Origin of the sequence: Tardiphaga sp. vice304 (genome assembly GCF_007018905.1) — a bacterium.
Lineage (GTDB): Bacteria > Pseudomonadota > Alphaproteobacteria > Rhizobiales > Xanthobacteraceae > Tardiphaga.
On sequence record NZ_CP041402.1, the window covers coordinates 5,004,400 to 5,022,193 of the forward strand.

Annotated in this window: 21 protein-coding genes; 8 read left to right on the plus strand and 13 right to left on the minus strand. The window is 63.9% G+C overall.

The window, feature by feature from the left end; all coding sequences use genetic code 11:
- Positions 1–8 precede the first annotated feature (8 nt).
- The gene (locus tag FNL56_RS23895) at positions 9–2,300 is read right to left on the minus strand and encodes a sensor domain-containing protein (protein ID WP_143575321.1); all 2,292 of its coding nucleotides are present in this window, start codon (positions 2,298–2,300) and stop codon (positions 9–11) included.
- A gap of 191 nt (positions 2,301–2,491) precedes the next feature.
- On the opposite strand from FNL56_RS23895, the gene FNL56_RS23900 reads away from it, so the two are divergent.
- Complete coding sequence (locus tag FNL56_RS23900) at positions 2,492–3,604, plus strand: NAD(P)/FAD-dependent oxidoreductase (protein WP_143575322.1); 1,113 nt, start codon at positions 2,492–2,494, stop codon at positions 3,602–3,604.
- 142 nt (positions 3,605–3,746) lie between these two features.
- Here FNL56_RS23900 and FNL56_RS23905 read toward each other — a convergent pair whose 3' ends face one another.
- Positions 3,747–3,929, minus strand: coding sequence for a YdcH family protein (locus tag FNL56_RS23905; RefSeq protein ID WP_143575323.1), 183 nt, complete (start codon positions 3,927–3,929; stop codon positions 3,747–3,749).
- 242 nt (positions 3,930–4,171) lie between these two features.
- Between FNL56_RS23905 and FNL56_RS23910 the strand changes: the two genes are divergently transcribed.
- Both FNL56_RS23910 and FNL56_RS23915 read left to right on the plus strand, forming a co-directional pair.
- Positions 4,172–4,378 carry a YdcH family protein gene (locus tag FNL56_RS23910; protein WP_143575324.1) on the plus strand — a complete coding sequence of 69 codons (207 nt, stop codon included), beginning with the start codon at positions 4,172–4,174 and terminating at the stop codon, positions 4,376–4,378.
- A gap of 217 nt (positions 4,379–4,595) precedes the next feature.
- Entirely contained in the window at positions 4,596–4,847 is a 252-nt protein-coding gene (locus FNL56_RS23915) for a hypothetical protein (protein ID WP_143575325.1), read from the plus strand.
- 235 nt (positions 4,848–5,082) lie between these two features.
- Here the strand turns inward: FNL56_RS23915 and FNL56_RS23920 are convergent, their stop codons facing one another.
- Complete coding sequence (locus tag FNL56_RS23920; protein WP_441351251.1) at positions 5,083–5,646, minus strand: GGDEF domain-containing protein; 564 nt, start codon at positions 5,644–5,646, stop codon at positions 5,083–5,085.
- 219 nt (positions 5,647–5,865) lie between these two features.
- On the opposite strand from FNL56_RS23920, the gene purE reads away from it, so the two are divergent.
- The 4 genes from purE to FNL56_RS23940 all read left to right on the plus strand — a co-directional run bounded on the left by purE (position 5,866) and on the right by FNL56_RS23940 (position 8,722).
- Entirely contained in the window at positions 5,866–6,351 is a 486-nt protein-coding gene (gene purE, locus FNL56_RS23925; protein ID WP_143575327.1) for a 5-(carboxyamino)imidazole ribonucleotide mutase, read from the plus strand.
- On the plus strand, positions 6,348–7,451 hold the full coding sequence (locus FNL56_RS23930; protein ID WP_143575328.1) for a 5-(carboxyamino)imidazole ribonucleotide synthase: 1,104 nt from the start codon (positions 6,348–6,350) through the stop codon (positions 7,449–7,451). The genes purE and FNL56_RS23930 overlap by 4 nt, the downstream gene beginning before the upstream one ends.
- 188 nt (positions 7,452–7,639) lie before the next feature.
- Positions 7,640–7,948, plus strand: a complete 309-nt coding sequence (rpsU, locus tag FNL56_RS23935) for a 30S ribosomal protein S21 (protein WP_143575329.1) — start codon at positions 7,640–7,642, stop codon at positions 7,946–7,948.
- A gap of 123 nt (positions 7,949–8,071) precedes the next feature.
- Positions 8,072–8,722 (plus strand): tetratricopeptide repeat protein, encoded by a 651-nt coding sequence (locus FNL56_RS23940; protein ID WP_143575330.1) that lies wholly within the window; start codon positions 8,072–8,074, stop codon positions 8,720–8,722.
- Between the two features lie 12 nt (positions 8,723–8,734).
- Here FNL56_RS23940 and FNL56_RS23945 read toward each other — a convergent pair whose 3' ends face one another.
- The 3 genes from FNL56_RS23945 to FNL56_RS23955 all read right to left on the minus strand — a co-directional run bounded on the left by FNL56_RS23945 (position 8,735) and on the right by FNL56_RS23955 (position 11,104).
- Positions 8,735–9,565 carry a hypothetical protein gene (locus FNL56_RS23945; RefSeq protein ID WP_246660774.1) on the minus strand — a complete coding sequence of 277 codons (831 nt, stop codon included), beginning with the start codon at positions 9,563–9,565 and terminating at the stop codon, positions 8,735–8,737.
- Between the two features lie 138 nt (positions 9,566–9,703).
- A complete protein-coding gene (locus FNL56_RS23950; protein ID WP_143578336.1) occupies positions 9,704–9,991 on the minus strand; it encodes a cupin domain-containing protein in 288 nt (95 codons plus the stop codon).
- Between the two features lie 18 nt (positions 9,992–10,009).
- A complete protein-coding gene (locus tag FNL56_RS23955) occupies positions 10,010–11,104 on the minus strand; it encodes a calcium:proton antiporter (protein ID WP_143578337.1) in 1,095 nt (364 codons plus the stop codon).
- Positions 11,105–11,260: 156 nt separating this feature from the next.
- Between FNL56_RS23955 and FNL56_RS23960 the strand changes: the two genes are divergently transcribed.
- Complete coding sequence (locus FNL56_RS23960; protein ID WP_143575333.1) at positions 11,261–11,653, plus strand: VOC family protein; 393 nt, start codon at positions 11,261–11,263, stop codon at positions 11,651–11,653.
- A 281-nt stretch (positions 11,654–11,934) separates the two neighbouring features.
- Here FNL56_RS23960 and FNL56_RS23965 read toward each other — a convergent pair whose 3' ends face one another.
- The 7 genes from FNL56_RS23965 to FNL56_RS23995 all read right to left on the minus strand — a co-directional run bounded on the left by FNL56_RS23965 (position 11,935) and on the right by FNL56_RS23995 (position 17,768).
- Positions 11,935–13,341 (minus strand): NAD(P)(+) transhydrogenase (Re/Si-specific) subunit beta, encoded by a 1,407-nt coding sequence (locus tag FNL56_RS23965; protein ID WP_143575334.1) that lies wholly within the window; start codon positions 13,339–13,341, stop codon positions 11,935–11,937.
- Positions 13,342–13,351: 10 nt separating this feature from the next.
- Entirely contained in the window at positions 13,352–13,666 is a 315-nt protein-coding gene (locus FNL56_RS23970) for a proton-translocating transhydrogenase family protein (protein ID WP_143575335.1), read from the minus strand.
- An 11-nt stretch (positions 13,667–13,677) separates the two neighbouring features.
- The gene (locus FNL56_RS23975; RefSeq protein WP_143575336.1) at positions 13,678–14,808 is read right to left on the minus strand and encodes a Re/Si-specific NAD(P)(+) transhydrogenase subunit alpha; all 1,131 of its coding nucleotides are present in this window, start codon (positions 14,806–14,808) and stop codon (positions 13,678–13,680) included.
- Between the two features lie 78 nt (positions 14,809–14,886).
- Positions 14,887–15,039 carry an aa3-type cytochrome c oxidase subunit IV gene (locus FNL56_RS23980; RefSeq protein WP_143575337.1) on the minus strand — a complete coding sequence of 51 codons (153 nt, stop codon included), beginning with the start codon at positions 15,037–15,039 and terminating at the stop codon, positions 14,887–14,889.
- A gap of 105 nt (positions 15,040–15,144) precedes the next feature.
- The gene (locus FNL56_RS23985; protein WP_143578338.1) at positions 15,145–15,534 is read right to left on the minus strand and encodes a type II toxin-antitoxin system death-on-curing family toxin; all 390 of its coding nucleotides are present in this window, start codon (positions 15,532–15,534) and stop codon (positions 15,145–15,147) included.
- A gap of 12 nt (positions 15,535–15,546) precedes the next feature.
- Positions 15,547–15,771, minus strand: coding sequence for an AbrB/MazE/SpoVT family DNA-binding domain-containing protein (locus FNL56_RS23990; protein WP_143576347.1), 225 nt, complete (start codon positions 15,769–15,771; stop codon positions 15,547–15,549).
- 92 nt (positions 15,772–15,863) lie between these two features.
- Positions 15,864–17,768: a M3 family oligoendopeptidase gene (locus FNL56_RS23995; RefSeq protein WP_143575339.1), complete on the minus strand. Its 1,905-nt coding sequence runs from the start codon at positions 17,766–17,768 to the stop codon at positions 15,864–15,866.
- Between the last annotated feature and the right edge of the window lie 26 nt (positions 17,769–17,794).

Genomic DNA, 17,794 nt, shown 5'->3' on the forward strand with positions numbered 1-17,794 from the left:
TCTGAACATTACCCCGTCCTCAACGCCGTCGCGGTGCGTCCTACCAATCCCGCATACTGCGCGATCGGAGCCGGACGGCCGATGAAATAGCCCTGCACGCCGTCGCAGCCTTCATTGGCCAGGAAGCAGAGCTGCTCATGGGTCTCGACGCCTTCGGCAACGATCGACACGTCGAGGCCATGGCCGAGCCCGATCACGGCACGGACGATGGCGGCGGATTGCGGGTTGCTGCCGAGGTTGATGACGAAGGCGCGGTCGATCTTGAGCTTGTCGAAGGGGAAGGCCTGCAGATAGGTCAGCGATGAGTAGCCGGAACCGAAATCGTCCATCGAAATCCGGACGCCGAGCGCCTTCAGCCGCGTCAGCAGCGCGACGCCGCGCTCGAAATCCTCGATCAGCACGCCCTCGGTGATTTCCAGTTCGAGCCGGCCGGGCTCCAGGCCGGTTTCCAGCAGGATCGAATCGACCAGACCGACGAGATCGCCGTGCATGAACTGTGCGGGCGACAGGTTGACGGCAATGCGCAGCGGCACCGGCCATGATGCCGCCTCCAGACAGGCTTGCCGCAGGATCCATTCGCCCATTTCGACGATCAGCCCGCTTTCCTCGGCGAGCGGAATGAAGTCGCCGGGCGGCACGAAACCGCGGGTCGGGTGGATCCAGCGCGCCAGCGCCTCGAATCCGGTGATGTCGGCATCGACGATCGATTGCCCGGCGCGGGCTTGCGGCTGGTAGTGCAGCGACAATTCGCCGTTGCGGATCGCCACCGAAAGATCCTGATGCAGCACGCGGCGATCGCGCAGCAGCTTGTCCATCTGCGGTTCGAACACGCTGATCGAACCGCGCGAATGCGCCTTGGCGCGGAACAAGGCCGCGCCGGAATTGGCCAGCAATGCTGCGGCATCGGCGCCGTCGCGCGGAAACAGGGCGATGCCGGTGGTGACGCCGGTGCGCACCGACTTGCCGTCGATCGGAATACCCTGCGCCAGCGCCTCGGAAATCCGCTCGGCAATCGCCTGCCCGACCTGCGGCTGCTTGCCGTCGATGATCACGCCGAATTCGTCGCCGCCCAGGCGCGCCACCATGCCGCCGCCGGCGGCGACTTCGATCCGGCGAGATACCTCGACCAGCAGCCGGTCGCCCATCGCGTAGCCGAAGACGTCGTTGATTTCCTTCAAGCCGTCGAGGTCGATCGATAGCACCGCGAACTCTTCTTCTTCCTCGCCGCAGGCGTCGATCATCTGCGCCAGCCCTTGCAGGAAGGCGGCGCGGTTCGGCAAATCGGTAAGGCCGTCATGATAGGCCATATGCGCCATCCGCGCCTCGGTCTGGCGGCGGTCGGTGACGTCCTCATAGGTCTTGATGAGATATTGCGGCTCGCCGGCCTCGTCGCGCACCGTCACCCGCCGCGTCAGGAACAGCCGCAACCCGTCGCGGGTGCTGATCGGGTGTTCCTCCGCCATGATGTTGCCGCTCTTCATCGCCGCTTCATCGCGGCTGACGATCAGCTTCGCCTCCTCCGGCCGCAGCATGTCGGCGACCGTCAGTCCGATAGCATCTTCGCGGCGGCGGTTCAGAATGATCTCGGAGTTGCGATTGGCGAACAGATAGCGGCCGTCGCTGGCGCGCTGCACCATCAGCGACACCGGGATGTTGTCGACCACGGTTTCAAGGAATGTCCGGGTGCTCTCCAGTTCGTCTGCAAGTTGGTGCTGCTCGGTGCAATCCTCGTGAATTCCGATCACGCCGCCATTCGGCAACGGATTCAGCCTGACCCGGACGTAGCGCCCGCCGGGAAGCTCTGCGACGTAGCTGCCTTGCACCGGAGATGTCTCGTAGAACTTCTCGGAATTCGCATCGAGCTGGCCACGCGCGCGCCGCAAGTGCCGCAGCCCGTCGGCGGTGATATCCCGGGTCAGGTCGGAGCGATCCAGTCCGTAAATTTCGAGGTAGCGATCGTTGCAGAACACCACGCGCTTCTGCGCGTCCACCATCACGATGCCCTGGCCCAGATGGTTGAGGGCCGAGCCGATGAAGGCATTGCGCCGCCGCTCCTGGCTCCGGACATCACGCAGCGCCGCGATGCCCCACAGCACCAGCGCGGCCATGAAAGCCAGCGTCACAATGCCGCCGATGAGGACTTCCCAGACCATCTGCGGTTCGCCCCCTCCGGCGTTCGCTGCCGGCACCGCGGCCAACTGCGCGCGGGCGGTTCCGCCGGCAGCGGCTGCGAGCAGACACGCCGGTGCGAGGGCGAAAAACAACGCCTTGCCGCCCGTCCATTCCATCTTGCCAGCCATTCCGCACCCGCGTATTCGGAAGATTAGTGTTTAATGGAAGGTATTTGGATCAGGTAAACGAGCCTCGGCTACAACACGAGATGGTGCAAGATCGAACTGCAATCCAATGCGATGCTTAATTCATTGCTAAGTTCCGCTTGAATTGGCCCGCCGCACCCTGGCGATTTCTGCGATGAATGACCGGATGGTACATGGACAGAGTTGAATGCGTCGTGATCGGCGCCGGCGTGGTCGGGCTCGCCATTGCCCGGCAACTGGCGCAGGCTGGCCGCGAAGTGATCGTGCTGGAGGCGCTGGATGCGATCGGCACCGTGACGTCATCGCGCAACAGCGAGGTGATCCATGCGGGTATCTATTACCCCGCCGGCAGCCTGATGGCGCGGCTCTGCGTGCAGGGCAGGCAGGCGATGTATGCCTATTGCCGCGAACGCGGCATCGCGCACCGCAATTCCGGCAAGCTCATTGTCGCCACCCGCCCCGAAGAGATCGCCCGGCTGCAGTCGATCAAGGCGCATGCCGAAGCCAATGGCGTCGATGACCTCGAAATATTATCGCGCGCAGAGGCCAACGCACTGGAGGCCGAACTGGCGTGCGAAGCCGCGCTGCTATCGCCCTCGACGGGAATCATCGACAGCCACGGCTACATGCTGTCGCTGCGCGGCGAGGCGGAGGCGGCCGGGGCGGCGTTTGCGCTGCTGGCGCCACTGCGCCACGGCCGGGTCACGGCGGATGGTTTCGAACTCGATGTCGGCGGTGAAGCGCCGATGCGACTGGCCTGCGCGACGCTGATCAATGCAGCGGGCCTGTCGGCAACCACGATCGCGCGCAGCCTTGAAGGCATGCCGCTCGACCTCATTCCGCCGGCCTATCTCGCGAAGGGCTGCTATTTCAGTTGCAGCACCCGCGCGCCATTCTCGCATCTGATCTATCCGGTCCCGGAACCCGGTGGCCTCGGTGTGCATCTGACGCTCGATCTTGCCGGCCAGGCGCGGTTCGGCCCCGATGTGGAATGGGTCGACCGGATCGACTACACGGTGGATCCCGCGCGCGGCGACAAATTCTATCCCGCAATCCGGCGCTATTGGCCAGCACTGCCCGACGGCGCGCTGCTTCCAAGCTATTCCGGCATGCGCCCGAAGATCGTGCCGCCGGCGGTCGCCGTGCAGGACTTCATGATCCAGGGGCCGTCGGCGCATGGCGTACGCGGCCTGGTCAACCTGTTCGGTATCGAATCGCCGGGTCTGACGTCATCGCTGGCGATTGCAAACCATGTCGAAGAGATCGTAAAGGCGGACGCGGCCTAGTCGCGCCGAGCGTGGTACCGAACAGTCGATGATCGATACCCGCGCTGGTGCATCATCGTTGCAGCCCGTTCACCCGGCGCGCACGCCGAACGAACGGGAGCTCAGTGATTAAACGTGGTGAAGAGTCAGTCGGGGGAGTGCGCTAATGCAGCGTGTCGGTCTCGCTCTTGAGACGCGCGATCTGGTCGCGAAGGATCAACTTGCGGCGCTTGAGTTCGACGATCCGCAGATCGTCCGTCGATAGATGCACGAGGGCTTCGTGCAGTTCGGATTCCAGTACCTTGTGTTTGCGTTCGAGTTCGACGAGATGCGCCTGAAGTGCCATTCGAAATCTCCTGGGTAAGGTTGAACCTCGGATTCGGTGGACGATGAAGTCTACATGACAGTGGACATCTGTCGATGGGTCTTGAAAATTGCATTTTCAGATTATCGATCCATATGAAACGAATCGTGACCGGATTACCTCGGATGATCGAGGAACCTGACGCTTGCGCGGTGCGCGTGCACCGGCGATAGTCCGCAGATCGATTTGCACGATCCTGCTCACCAAGCCAGTCAGCCGCCCCCATGAACGACGACGAAGATCGCGCCCTCCCCGCCGAACTGTCCAGACTGCAACAGGAACACCGCGATCTCGACGCGGCCATCGATGCCCTGCATCACTCACCTGCACCGGACCTGCTGCGGCTGCAGCGGTTAAAAAAGCGCAAGCTGCAATTGCGCGATCGCATCTCGTTCATCGAAGACCAGATCACGCCGGACATCATCGCCTGACCAGGCGTCGGGATACCGGAACCCGCGTGAAGCGGAGAGACCGCGGCGTGCATGTCTTGCGCCTGAACATCTAGCGATAGAATTCGCAAGGCGAAGTCCGCAACGTCTGTGCAGGCCGGCACGCACGAATTCGACCATCGGCCATCGCGGCAACCTGATTGACTTCGGAACAAATTGGGAACAAACCTCGGCGTCGCCTGCTGCAGGGAGCCCGCCGATGCCTGATGTTACCTATTATGTCGCGCTGCCGTTCTTGCAGGACGATTCCGGCACTCCCGCCGCGGGCGCTGCGGAAGAATGCCAGAGCGCCTCCGGTGCGATTCGCCGCGCCGAAGTGCTTTCGCGTGCGCCGGGCAGCATCGGCGCGGTTGCCTTCAGCCGCACGGGCGATCCGATGGTGGGCGAGTTCAGCGATGCCCAGGTAATCCGCAAATTTGGCGACGTTCCCGACGACTTCAGCGGACTTTGATCAGGATTTGTGAGCCAGATCGTTCGTTGGCGTCGCTTGGTTTTCCAATACGGACCTGCGGGCTGGTCCATGAGGTGCCGGGATAACGTGCGTCATGAGGGCGCAGTCGAACGCCCAGATGATGGCGTAGCCAACTACACTTCGCAGTCGCCGATACGCCGGACGCCTGATCCGGTTTCAATCCGACCAACCCGCCGCGACGATGGCTTCGCGATAACAAATGCAGCGCGCCACGTCATCCTGCCGCCAGGCTCGCGCGACGTTCATTCTTCCGCGCATACATCGCGCTATCCGCGAGCGCCAAAGCCTCGATGCCTGGCACGTCCGGACCGAGCACGGCTATGCCGGCCGAAGCGCCGGCCGAGACGTGGCTGCCGCCGAACGAAAAGCTGAGCGCGTCGATCGCGGCTTCGAGTTGCAGCGCCTTGGCGAGCGCGTCGGCTTCGCTGAGGTTCCACAGCAGCAACACGAACTCGTCGCCGCCCAGCCGGGCGATCACGTCAGAGGCCCGGACATGGCGGCGCAGCTGGCCTACCACCGCCTTCAGGACTTCGTCGCCGGCGGCGTGGCCAAAGGCGTCGTTGATCGGCTTCAGCCGGTCGACGTCGAGCACGACCAGCGCGCCGTTGGCCCGGTAGCGCGCGATGTAGGCCATCGCGCGGGTCAGTTCGCGGGCGAAGCCGCGGCGGTTGAGGATATCGAGCAGGAAGTCCGTTTCGGCCGAGGCCTGCAGCTCGGCGATCCTGGCCTGCGCCTTTGCCAGTTCCGCCCGGAGCCGGTGCAGCACCAGCGCGGTCACGGGAACCGCCGATTTGGCCGGGGATCGCGGCGTTTTACCGACCCGGACCGGGCGAATAGCCCGCTTCCGCGCGGGTGGGGGTTTCTTTTTCATGGGGTTTGCTACAAGACTTGGGCGTCTTCACCAAGACTGCATCATCTTGACGACGCACCTTGCCTGGCAAGGGGCGACACCTGTATTTCCAGCCTATCTTTCTGGATTCGCGAAAGAAATCACGGAATGCCCGCCGTCACCATCATCATGGGAAGCCAGTCCGACTGGGACACCATGCGCCACGCGGCCGAGACGCTCGAAACGCTCGGCATCGCGTGCGACAAGCAGATCGTCTCCGCACACCGCACCCCCGAGCGGCTGTACAGCTTTGCCAAAGGCGCCAAGGCCGCCGGCGTGCAGATCATCATCGCGGGTGCCGGCGGTGCAGCGCACCTGCCCGGCATGGCCGCGGCGCTGACCGAGCTGCCGGTGTTCGGCGTGCCGATCCAGTCCAAGGCGCTGTCCGGCGTCGATTCGCTGTATTCGATCGTGCAGATGCCGGCCGGCATCCCGGTCGGCACGCTGGCGATCGGCAAGGCCGGCGCCATCAATGCAGCCTTGCTCGCCGCTGCCGTGCTGGCGCTGCATGACGACGCACTCGCCGGCCGACTCAAGGCCTGGCGTCAGGCACAGACCGATGCGGTCGCCCTTCGCCCAGAGGAAAAAGCGTGACCACTCCCCCCTTCAAGAAGCTGAAGCCCGGCGACACCATCGGCATCCTCGGCGGCGGCCAGCTCGGCCGCATGCTCGCGTTGGCCGCCAGCCGGCTCGGCCTGCGCTGCGAGGTATTCTCGCCGGATCCGGATTCGCCGGCCTTCGACGTGGTGCAGCACGCGACTTGTGCCGAATATGCCGACGTCGAGGCGCTCGAACTGTTCGCCAATGATTGCGACGTCATCACCTATGAATTCGAGAACGTGCCCACAGCCACCGCGATGATTCTTGCCGCACGCCGCCCGGTGCAGCCGGCACAGGCGATCCTGAGCACGACGCAGGACCGGCTGATCGAAAAGGATTTCATCACGGGGCTGGGCATCGGGACCGCGGCCTATGCCGACGTGTCGTCGGCCGAAACCCTGCGCGCCGCGGTCGAAACCATCGGCCTGCCCGCGGTGATCAAGACCCGCCGCTTCGGCTATGACGGCAAGGGCCAGACGATGATCCGGGCCGGCGACGACCTCGACCAGGTCTGGGAAGCCCTCGCCACCAAATCGGCGATCCTCGAGGCGTTCGTACCGTTCGAGCGCGAGATTTCGGTGATCGCCGCGCGCGGCGTCGATGGCCAGGTCGAATGTTTCGACGTCACCCAGAACGAGCACCGCGACCATATCCTGAAATTCTCCTACGCCCCCGCCGACGTCTCGGACGAACTCGCCGCCACGGCGCGCGGCATCGCCGAGAAGATCGCCGGCGCGCTCGATTATGTCGGCGTGCTCGCCGTCGAACTGTTCGTGGTGGCGAGCCCCGAGGGCACCATCCTGCTGGTCAACGAGATCGCGCCGCGCGTTCACAATTCCGGGCACTGGACGCTGGACGGCGCCTCGGTATCGCAGTTCGAGCAACACATCCGCGCCATCGCCGGCTGGCCGCTGGCCAAGCCGGTGCGCCACGGCCAGGTCACCATGACCAATTTGATCGGCGACGACATCCTGACCTACGAGAACTGGATGACGGTCCCCGGCGCCACGGTGCATCTGTACGGCAAGGGCGCGCCGAAACCGGGCCGCAAGATGGGCCACGTCACCGAAGTGACCCGACCGGGCGGCAAATAGCGGGGCTTTGCTGGAAAAGCCCAGCAAATCTGCGATTTTTCGTGCGTCAGGCGGGAAAACTGAGCGTTGGCAAGGTGGACATTCCGGATTCCATCTGGTACATCCGGCGCCTTGAAGTTGAGGACATGGCCCTCGTCGGTCCTTTGCTTTACCCGAATTCCAATCCGATCAATTGAAGAGGATGCCGCGTGCAGGTTCTCGTTCGCGATAATAATGTCGATCAGGCTCTCAAGGCGCTCAAGAAGAAGATGCAGCGTGAGGGTATTTTCCGCGAGATGAAGCTCCGCGGTCATTACGAGAAGCCGTCTGAGAAGAAGGCCCGCGAGAAGGCCGAAGCCGTGCGCCGTGCGCGCAAGCTGGCCCGCAAGAAGCTGCAGCGCGAAGGCCTGCTGCCGATGAAGCCGAAGCCGGTATTCGGTGCTGGTCCCGGTGGCGACCGTGGTGGCCGCCCGGGCGCCGCTGGTGCCGGTGCTGGTGCCCCGCGCACGCCGCGCTGAACTATCGCGCAGGTTCTGAATTGAATAACGCGGGTCCTCGGGCCCGCGTTTTTTTGACCGGGTGCAATTGTTCGCTTGCCGGGCTACCAATACGGGCAGATCGCCACGCGAGATTTGGCATCCATGGCATTATTGGTTGGCGAACCGATCCTGCGCCGTTCTCTGACGCTGGCCGCCGTGCTTGCGACGGGCTTCTGCTGCGCTGCCTGTTCGTTCGATATCGGATCGCTGACGCCGGGCTCCGGCAAGGACGCAACTCCGCAGACCACGCAGCCGGTCGCAACAGAGACGGCCGCCGCGGGCACCAATCCCCGCGAATCCCAGATCCACGCCGCGCGCGCCCAGACGCTGGCGCAGGCCGGCAAGACGGCGGAAGCCCTCGCCGAATTCAACGAGGCGCTGGATCTCGATCCGCACAATGCTAAAACGTTCTACCAGCGCGGCCTGCTCTACCAGGCCGAAAAGCAGCATGAACTGGCGGTCGCCGATTTCACCTCCGCCAACGGCCTGACGCCGCAGCAGGCCGATCCCTTGCTAGGCCGTGCGACCAGCTACCTGGCGCTTGGTAAGGCCAAGGAAGCCACGGTGGATCTCGACGAGGCCGTGCAGGCCTGGCCGCAGAACGGCCAGCTGTGGGTCATCCGGGGCGCCGCCTATGAGAAACTTGGCGACAAAGACAAGGCCGCGGATTCCTACAGCCGGGCGCTGCTGCTGCGCCCGAAGGACGAAGCCGCAAGGAGCGGCCTCGCGCGCACCGGGGGCCGCGCGGGCTGAGTTCTCTTCGCGTTACCGGTCGAACTGCTTGGGAATCACCGAGTGAAACACCGACTTCGCGGCGGACAGCACGTCTTCGGCGACATTGGTGCGTTCGCCGCGGTTCGACCTGGCCGAATCGGCCTGCAGATCTAGCGGCGGTGGCGACGGAATATCGCCGGGCGGCACCGGCCCGCGGGAATCGGCATTCCGATCGGCGGCATAGGGCGGACGCGACGGAGTGGAGCCGTAGCTTTCGATCGGCGGCGTTGAGACGTTGATCGGCGGCGGCAGCTGCTGCAGCGTCTGCGGCGCCGGCACGCTGCGCGCGGCTTCCTGCACATGCGAGGGCTCGGTCGGCTTGGCCGCCTCCTGCACGACCGGTTGGGCCTCCCTGGTGGTGCGCAACCGCTCGATCGCGGCGCGCGCCAGCTCATTGGCGTCGCGGCGCTCCTCCGGCGTCGGGGAGGCAGCCGGTGCGATGCTGACGGTGGCCACCGGCGGCGTCACGACAGCTGGCGTCGCCTTGGCGACCGGCTTATCCCGGATCACCGGCTGATGCCGGCCAGGATTTGGCGCACTGGCGCTGTCTTTCTCGGATTTGTCGATACTGGCCTTCTCTACCCTGGGCTTGCCAGCCGGCACGGCCGGCGCGCCCACGATGTCGGCGGACTTCTCGGCCGGGCTGGCGACGGCGGCCTTGCTGTCGATCGCCGCATCCGGCGTCGAGGCCACGGAAGCGGCCGGCTTGTCGGCATCGTTCTTCGGATTGATGTAGTGCGTGACAATATACGCGCCCACAATGGTCGCGATGATCGACGGCAAAATGTCGATCGTAAACTTGGAAATGTACTTCATGATCATTGGATGGCCTCTTCCCCATCCGGTTGATGCGGGAACTTTGAGGCTGATTCAGGGATCAATCACGACGGATCGGAGGCAGCTACCGGTCCGTCGTGCAAATTTGCGTCAGAGCTGGCTGACAGCAGCGGCGGGCTGCAATCAGGCCTTCTTCACCTCGACTTCGAGAAAGACGATTTCATGGTCCGTCTCATTGAGCACGTCATGTTCGACGCCGGCCTTGCGGAAATACGATTTTCCCGTGGTGATCGGCGCCTGCGTGCGGCTGCCGTCCGGATGCACGATCGTCATCACGCTCGTGGTGATCGGAACGATCACATAGTCCATGCCATGGGTGTGGTGCCCGGTCGCGGCCCCCGGCGCGAGGCGCCATTCGGTGACGCGAACTTCGGCGGTGTCCTGCTGGACGTCTAACTGGGCAGCGAGCATCAACGTTTCCTTCGATCGTTACGGCACAAATACCACGAGCAGGAATACCGCAAACACCAGCAGATGCACCATGCCGAACAGGATATTCGTCACGCCCGTGGCGAAGGTCAGCATGCTGATCGCGAATGTCATCACCAGCAGCACCATCTCGCGCGGGGCGAGACCGAGCACCAGCGGCTTATCGAGCAGCCAGGCCACCAGTGCCACCGCCGGGACGGTCAGACTGATCGTCGCCAGTGCGGAGCCCAACGACAGGTTGATACTTTTCTGCAGCTGGTTGTGGCGTGCCGCGGAGATCGCCGCGACGCTCTCCGGCAACAGCACCAGCAGCGCGACGACGATGCCGGAGAAGGCCGGCGGCGCGCCGATCGCGGCGGCGCCGGCGTCCACCACCACCGAGAACGATTTCGCCAGCAGCACGACGGCCACCAGCGAGACCACCAGCAGAATGGCGCTGATCGTGAGAACGCGGCCCGACGCGGGCACGGACTCATCGTCGCCATCATCGTCGCTGGAAATGAAGTAGTCCCGGTGCAGCATCGTCTGCGTGTAGAGAAACAGGCCATATAGAACCAGCGTGATGACGCTGACGAAGGCAAGCTGCAGGGCGGAGTACAGCGGGCCCGGCGTAGTCAGCGTGTAGTTCGGCAGGATCAGCGAAATGGTGGCGAGCACGATCAGCACGATCAAGTAGACCTTGGCGCCGCTGACCTGGAATATCTGCTCCTGAAAGCGCAGACCGCCCGCCAGGATGCAAAGACCCACCAGGCCGTTGCAGACGATCATGACGACGGCAAACACCGTGTCCCGCGCCAGGGTGGGCACGGCCTTGTCGCCCAGCATGATCGTGGCGATGACCGCGACCTCGATGATGATCACCGACAAGGTGAGCAGCAGCGTGCCATAGGGCTCGCCAATCTTCTGCGCAATGACTTCGGCATGGTGGACCGCCGCAAACACCGTGCCGAACAGAATGATCAGCAGCACCACGGCGAACGCCATTCCCGAAACGGACGGCGTGAACGTCAATCCGAATCCGGTCGATACGGCGACGAACACGGCGGCCAGCGCAGGAAACAGCCATGACGACCGCGGGATCGTGTTCATCGACATCGTTGAGGATCCGGGAAGCAAGAGAGGGAGTGACGCACACCAACGCGAAACCGGGCCATCGGTTGCTCAGCCCGGTCTGGCGCTTCGCCAGGCCGCCCTTCATGCGTATAAGAAGCAATCACCTCAAGGTGAGCCTGCACAAACGAAGGGAATGCCATGTTTTCACATATTATGATCGGGACCAACGATCTCGAAGCCGGAAAGTCGTTTTATGACCGACTGCTTGGCACGCTGGACGTGCCGAACGGTGCGGTCGATCGCCACAGGGTGTTTTATCGCACCAAGACCGGCACCTTTTCGGTGTCGAAGCCGATCGACGGCAATCCGGCCACCCCGGCCAACGGCGGCACCATCGGATTTGCCGCGGCGTCGACCGCGCAGGTCGATGCCTGGCATGCCGCCGGCATCGCCAATGGCGGAACGACCTGCGAGGATGCGCCGGGTGTGCGCGACATGGGCGGCGTGAAGCTCTACCTCGCTTACCTGCGCGATCCCGACGGCAACAAGCTCTGTGCGCTGTACCGCATGCCGAAGGATGCCGCGGCGTAAGGCGACTGCCCCTGCCACGACACCTTGCGCACATCGACGCTCAGGTCACCTCTCCCCAGCGGGGAGAGGTCGGCTCGCATCGCCAGATGCGAGCCGGGTGAGGGTCTTGTTTGGGTCGATGATTCGTAACCCCTCACCCGGATCGCTCGCTTCGCTCCCGATCCGACCTCTCCCTCCGGGAGAGGTGCCGAGTGCCGCCGCTCGATCCGCGATAAGGATCAAACAAAAACGCCCGGTCTCGCGACCGGGCGTTTCGTATTGGGCTTGTGAAGAGCCTAGCTCTACATCGCCTTGACGATGTTCTCCGTCATCTTCTTGGCGTCGCCGAGCAGCATCATGGTGTTGTCGCGGTAGAACAGCGGGTTGTCGATGCCGGCATAGCCAGACGCCAGCGAACGCTTGATGAACATCACGGTACCGGCCTTCCAGACCTGCAGCACCGGCATGCCGTAGATCGGCGAGGTCTTATCGTCCTCGGCGGCCGGATTGGTCACGTCGTTGGCGCCGATCACGAAGGCGACGTCGGCCTGCGCGAATTCCGAGTTGATGTCCTCGAGCTCGAACACCTCGTCATAGGGCACGTTGGCTTCGGCCAGCAGCACGTTCATGTGGCCGGGCATGCGGCCGGCGACCGGATGGATGGCGTACTTCACCTCGACGCCTTCGGCCTTCAGCTTGTCGGCCATTTCGCGCAAAGCGTGCTGCGCCTGCGCCACCGCCATGCCGTAACCGGGCACGATGATGACCTTCTGCGCGTTCTTCATGATGAAGGCCGCGTCATCCGCCGAGCCGAGCTTGACCGGGCGCGCTTCGCCACCGGCACCCGCGCCGGCCGCAGCGGTTTCACCACCGAAGCCGCCGAGGATCACCGAGATGAAGCTGCGGTTCATGGCGTGACACATAATGTAGGACAGGATCGCGCCGCTTGATCCGACCAGCGCGCCGGTGATGATCAGCGCGGAATTGCCGAGCGTGAAGCCGATGCCCGCCGCGGCCCAGCCCGAGTAAGAGTTCAGCATCGAGATCACGACCGGCATGTCGGCACCGCCGATCGGGATGATCAGCAAGGCACCAAGTGCGAGTGCGATGATCACGATCAGCCAGAAATCCAGCGCGCTGCTGGTCTTGACCAGGCCGACGATGAACACGACCAGCAGGATCGCCAGCACGATGTTGATGATGTGGCGGAACGGCAAGATGATCGGCGAGCCCGACATGCGGCCGGAGAGTTTCGCGAAGGCGATCACCGAACCGGTGAAGGTCAGCGCGCCGATGGCGACGCCGAGCGACATTTCGATCAGGCTGGCGCCGACGATCTTGCCGGTGACCGGATCGAGGATGCCAAACGCTTCCGGGGCATAAAACGCGCCCGCCGCGACCAGCACCGCGGCCATGCCGACCAGCGAGTGGAAGGCGGCGACCAGTTCGGGCATCGAGGTCATCGGCACGCGTCGGGCGATCACCGCGCCGATGCTGCCGCCGATGGCGATGCCGAGGACGACGAGAACCCAGCCGAGCGCGTCGGCCGGCGGGTGCGCGGCCAGCGTGGTGACCACCGCGATGACCATGCCGGCCATGCCGAGGAAGTTGCCCTGGCGGGAGGACGCCGGGCTGGACAGCCCGCGCAGCGACAGAATGAACAGGACGCCTGCGACGAGGTACAGGACGGCGGCGAGATTGGCGTTCATCGGGTGGCCCTTACTTCTTTTTCTTCTGGTACATCGCCAGCATGCGCTGCGTGACCAGGAACCCACCGAAAATATTGACGCATGCAAAAATCAACGCGACGAAGCCGAACAGCCGCGCCCAGACGCCGCCGCTGCCGACCATGTTGACGCCGACCGCCAGGAGGGCGCCGACCACGATCACCGAGGAGATCGCGTTGGTGACCGACATCAGCGGCGTATGCAGCGCGGGTGTCACCGACCACACCACGAAATAGCCGACGAACACGGCGAGCACGAAAATCGAAAGCTGAAAGACGAAAGGGCTGACCAGCGAGGCGTGATCCATGGCGATTGTCCTCAAACAGTTTTTGGCTGGAAATTCGGATGGATGACGGCGCCGTCCTTCGTCAAGGCGGTGGCCTTGACCAGTTCGTCGTCCCAGTTCACCGCGAGCGCCTTGGTCGATTTGTCGATCATGGTCTCGATGAAGGCGAACAGGTTGCGCGCATACAGGCTGGAAGCCGAGGCCGCGACGCGACCGGCGACATTGGTGTAGCCGACGATCTTGACGCCGCCCACGTCGGCGACTTCGCCGGCGCGCGCGCCCTCGATGTTGCCGCCGCGCTCGACGGCGAGATCGACCAGCACCGAGCCGGGCTTCATCGAGGCCACCATCTCGGCGGTGACCAGACGCGGCGCGGGCCGGCCGGGGATCAGCGCCGTGGTGATGATGATGTCCTGCTTCTTGATATGCTCGGCGGTCAGCGCGGCCTGCTTGGCCTGATATTCCTTGGACATTTCCTTGGCGTAGCCGCCGGCGGTCTGCGCGTTCTTGAATTCCTCGTCTTCCACCGCGAGGAATTTGGCGCCCAGCGACTCGACCTGCTCTTTCGTGGCAGGCCGCACGTCGGTGGCGGTGACCACGGCGCCGAGCCGGCGCGCGGTGGCGATCGCCTGCAGGCCGGCGACGCCGACGCCCATCACGAACACCTTGGCCGCGGGAATCGTGCCGGCCGCCGTCATCATCATCGGGAAGGCGCGGCCGAACGATTCGGCGGCCTCGATCACGGCGCGGTAGCCGGCGAGGTTGGCCTGCGAGGACAGCACGTCCATCACCTGCGCGCGGGTGATGCGCGGCATCAATTCCATCGCAAAGCTGGACACGCCGGCCTCGGCCATCGCCTGCAGCGCGGCCTCGTTGCCGTAGGGGTCCATGATCGCGACCACCAGCGCGCCGCGCTTGTAGGTCGCCAGTTCGGCCGCCTCGGGGCGCTTCACCTTGATGACGATATCGGCGTCCTTGACCGCATCGGCCTCGATGGTCGCGCCCATCGCGGTGTAGTCCGAATCCGGCATGCCGGACTTCAGGCCGGCACCCGGCTCGATGGCGACATCGACGCCCAGCGCCTTGAACTTCTTCACCGTGTCGGGCGAGATCGCCACGCGCGGCTCGGCAGCGTCGATTTCCTTGGCAACGGCAATCTTCATGGGGCCTCCGGCGGCGCAATGCGCGCGCGCGAGCAAATCAGGCGACGGCGCCGCGGGCGCGACGCAACCGGCGATGGATCAGACGAGGAAAATGTACATGCCCAGCACGATGGCGACGACGCCGATGGTGCCGTACTTCACCAGGGCGATGAAGCCTTCATAGGTCTGCTCATGGGCAGGATAGTCGTTGCCGTCGGCGGCGGTGTAGGCGATTTCGCTATGGTCAGCCATGGGACGTCTCCAGCCGGTATAAATTGTTGCCTTGGAATTAGCTCAATTGGCAAAGCAGGGCAACAATGCTGGCATGCCACGGCGATCATTGCATACCGCACTGCATCATGCCGGCCAGTTATCCCGGATCCAGCGTGTAAGGCTCTCCTCGCTCACTTCGCCGGCAGCGAGGGAGAGGATGATGGAGGTCGCTTGCGCGGGATCTGGATCGAACTGGATGCCGTTCTTCACCAAAAATATCCGCAGGCTCAGAAACGCGATCCGCTTGTTGCCATCGACGAAAGCATGGTTCTTCGCCAGCCCATAGGCATAGGCCGCTGCCAACTCCGCTAGTTCAGCTTGTTCGTATTGCCATTTGTTGATCGGGCGATCGAGCGCCGATCGCAGCATGCCCTCGTCCCGCAACCCAGGCGCACCGCCAAAACGGCGCAGTTGCGCGCCATGAATAGCAATCGCCTGCTCATAGGTAATCCAGCGCGGCTCCTTCTGGTCCATGTGACGCCCCGATCATTTTGCAAGCGCTGCGAGCGTGTCCCGGTATTGGTCCATCGTCTGGTCGGCAATCTTCATCGTCTCTTCGAAGTCAGGGTCGTATGGCATCAACTGCAAGCCACCGCCCGCCAACTCCGTCACATGGAGCTCCTGCCCCCGCTTGAGGTCGAGCCGCTGCATCAATTCCTTGGGCAGTAGCAGGCCGTCGGAATTGCCGATCTTCTTGATTTCAATTTTCATCGTCATACTGGCCGTCCCAAAGAAAAGGATGCGTTATACAATTGTATAACGCATCCTTTCACGATGTTCAACAGATGTAATACGAGATTTAGCTACCCCATCGCCTCCAGCTCATCGATCATCCCGGAGATCACCGACAGCCCGCCGTCCCAGAAGGTCGGGTCCTTGGCGTCGAGCCCGAATGGCATCAGCAGTTCGGAATAATGCTTGGTGCCGCCGGCGGCGAGCATCGCCAGATAGCGTTCGGCAAAGCCCTCCTGGGCGTTCTCGTAGACGGCATAGAGTGAGTTCACCAGGCAATCGCCGAACGCATAGGCGTAGACGTAGAACGGCGAATGGATGAAGTGCGGGATGTACACCCAGAAGCTCTCGTAGCCCGGCTTGATCTCGATCGCCGGCCCGAGGCTTTCCTGCTGCACACTCAGCCAGATCTCGCCGATCCGCTCGGCGGTCAATTCACCGCTCCGGCGTTCGGTGTGGATGGCGCGCTCGAAGGAATAGAACGCGATCTGCCGCACCACGGTGTTGATCATGTCCTCGACCTTGCCGGCCAGCAGCGCCTGGCGCTGCTTCGCATTCTTCGTCTGCGACAATAGCCGCTTGAAGGTCAGCATTTCGCCGAATACGGACGCCGTCTCGGCCAGCGTCAGCGGCGTCGGCGCCATCAGCGCGCCGTTCTTCGCGGCCAGCACCTGATGCACGCCGTGGCCGAGTTCATGCGCCAGCGTCATCACGTCGCGCGGCTTGCCCTGGTAGTTCATCAGCACATAGGGATGCGCCGACGGCGTGGTCGGATGCGAGAACGCGCCCGGCGCCTTGCCGGGCCGCACCGAGGCGTCGATCCAGCGGTCGGTGAAGAAGCGCTTGGCGATCGCCGACATCTCCGGCGAGAACGCCGTATAGGCGGTCAGCACCATGTCCTGCGCCTCGGCCCAGGGGATGTTGCCGGTGGCGGCGAAGGGCAGCGGCGCATTGCGGTCCCAGTGCGCCAGCTTCTTCTTGCCGAACCAGCGCGCCTTCAATGCGTAGTAGCGATGCGACAGCTTCGGATAGGCGGCGCGCACCGAGCTTACCAGCGCATCGACCACTTCGCGCTCGACGCGGTTGGAAAGGTGGCGGGAATCTGCGACGTCTTCGAAGCCGCGCCAGCGGTCGGAGATTTCCTTGTCCTTGGCGAGCGTGTTGGTGATCAGCGCAAAGGTGCGCTCGTTGGCCTTGAAGGTTTTTGCCAGCGCCTGCGCCGCCGCCTTGCGCTTGGCAGGCTGACGGTCCTGCAGCAGGGTCAGGGTCGGCTCGATCGCCTGATCCTTGCCGGCCACCTTGAAGCGCAGGCCCGAGATGGTCTGGTCGAACAATCGGTTGAAGGCGCCGTAGCCGGTCTGGGATTTTTCGTGGAACAGCTGCTCGACGCGGTCCTCGAGCTGGTACGGCTTGTCCTTGCGGCTGTCCTCGATCCACGGCCGGTAGTGGCCAAGTTCCGGCGTCTGCATCGCCTCTTCGATCACGGCGTCGTCTACGCGGTTCAGTTCGAGCCCGAAGAACAGCAGGTGCACCGAGGCCGCGGTGAGGCGTTCGGAAATGTCGCCGTAGAATTTCGAGATTGCCGGGTCGACGCTGTCGCCGGCATGGATCAGCCCGGCATAGGAGGCCAGCCGTCCGGCAAGATCGTCGATCGCCTCATAGCGCTTCACCGCACCCGCCAGCCAGGCACCACCGCCGGCCTTGGCCGTCTCGGTCGCCAGCCTGCCCTTGAAGTCGGCCTCGAACGAGGCGCAGTCCGCGTCGATCCGGTCGAGATCCCGCGCGATCTCAGGGGCATCGATCGCCGAATAGAGATCCGCCAGATTCCACTCCGGCAGCTTCGCCGGCTTCGCCCTGGCCGCAGCCTTTGGCGAGGATTTCGCCGCCGACTTGCTGGCGGCCTTGCCGGCCGTTTTCGTGGCCACAACGGGCTTGCGGGCTACTTTGGTCGTGCGGGCGGGGGCAGATTTCGACATCGCAGATTTCGACATGGGCACTTTCA

Excerpts from the sequence above, each read along its gene's own strand:
- FNL56_RS23940 (WP_143575330.1), top strand. The coding sequence starts at position 8,072 with ATGGCATTATTGGTTGGCGAACCGATCCTGCGCCGTTCTCTGACGCTG.
- FNL56_RS23900 (WP_143575322.1), top strand. The coding sequence starts at position 2,492 with ATGGACAGAGTTGAATGCGTCGTGATCGGCGCCGGCGTGGTCGGGCTC.
- FNL56_RS23995 (WP_143575339.1), bottom strand. The coding sequence starts at position 17,768 with ATGTCGAAATCTGCCCCCGCCCGCACGACCAAAGTAGCCCGCAAGCCC.
- FNL56_RS23990 (WP_143576347.1), bottom strand. The coding sequence starts at position 15,771 with ATGAAAATTGAAATCAAGAAGATCGGCAATTCCGACGGCCTGCTACTG.
- FNL56_RS23915 (WP_143575325.1), top strand. The coding sequence starts at position 4,596 with ATGCCTGATGTTACCTATTATGTCGCGCTGCCGTTCTTGCAGGACGAT.
- FNL56_RS23955 (WP_143578337.1), bottom strand. The coding sequence starts at position 11,104 with ATGTCGATGAACACGATCCCGCGGTCGTCATGGCTGTTTCCTGCGCTG.
- FNL56_RS23895 (WP_143575321.1), bottom strand. The coding sequence starts at position 2,300 with ATGGCTGGCAAGATGGAATGGACGGGCGGCAAGGCGTTGTTTTTCGCC.
- FNL56_RS23975 (WP_143575336.1), bottom strand. The coding sequence starts at position 14,808 with ATGAAGATTGCCGTTGCCAAGGAAATCGACGCTGCCGAGCCGCGCGTG.
- FNL56_RS23970 (WP_143575335.1), bottom strand. The coding sequence starts at position 13,666 with ATGGATCACGCCTCGCTGGTCAGCCCTTTCGTCTTTCAGCTTTCGATT.
- purE (WP_143575327.1), top strand. The coding sequence starts at position 5,866 with ATGCCCGCCGTCACCATCATCATGGGAAGCCAGTCCGACTGGGACACC.
- FNL56_RS23905 (WP_143575323.1), bottom strand. The coding sequence starts at position 3,929 with ATGGCACTTCAGGCGCATCTCGTCGAACTCGAACGCAAACACAAGGTA.
- FNL56_RS23945 (WP_246660774.1), bottom strand. The coding sequence starts at position 9,565 with ATGATCATGAAGTACATTTCCAAGTTTACGATCGACATTTTGCCGTCG.
- FNL56_RS23950 (WP_143578336.1), bottom strand. The coding sequence starts at position 9,991 with ATGCTCGCTGCCCAGTTAGACGTCCAGCAGGACACCGCCGAAGTTCGC.
- FNL56_RS23960 (WP_143575333.1), top strand. The coding sequence starts at position 11,261 with ATGTTTTCACATATTATGATCGGGACCAACGATCTCGAAGCCGGAAAG.
- FNL56_RS23910 (WP_143575324.1), top strand. The coding sequence starts at position 4,172 with ATGAACGACGACGAAGATCGCGCCCTCCCCGCCGAACTGTCCAGACTG.
- FNL56_RS23985 (WP_143578338.1), bottom strand. The coding sequence starts at position 15,534 with ATGGACCAGAAGGAGCCGCGCTGGATTACCTATGAGCAGGCGATTGCT.
- FNL56_RS23980 (WP_143575337.1), bottom strand. The coding sequence starts at position 15,039 with ATGGCTGACCATAGCGAAATCGCCTACACCGCCGCCGACGGCAACGAC.
- FNL56_RS23965 (WP_143575334.1), bottom strand. The coding sequence starts at position 13,341 with ATGAACGCCAATCTCGCCGCCGTCCTGTACCTCGTCGCAGGCGTCCTG.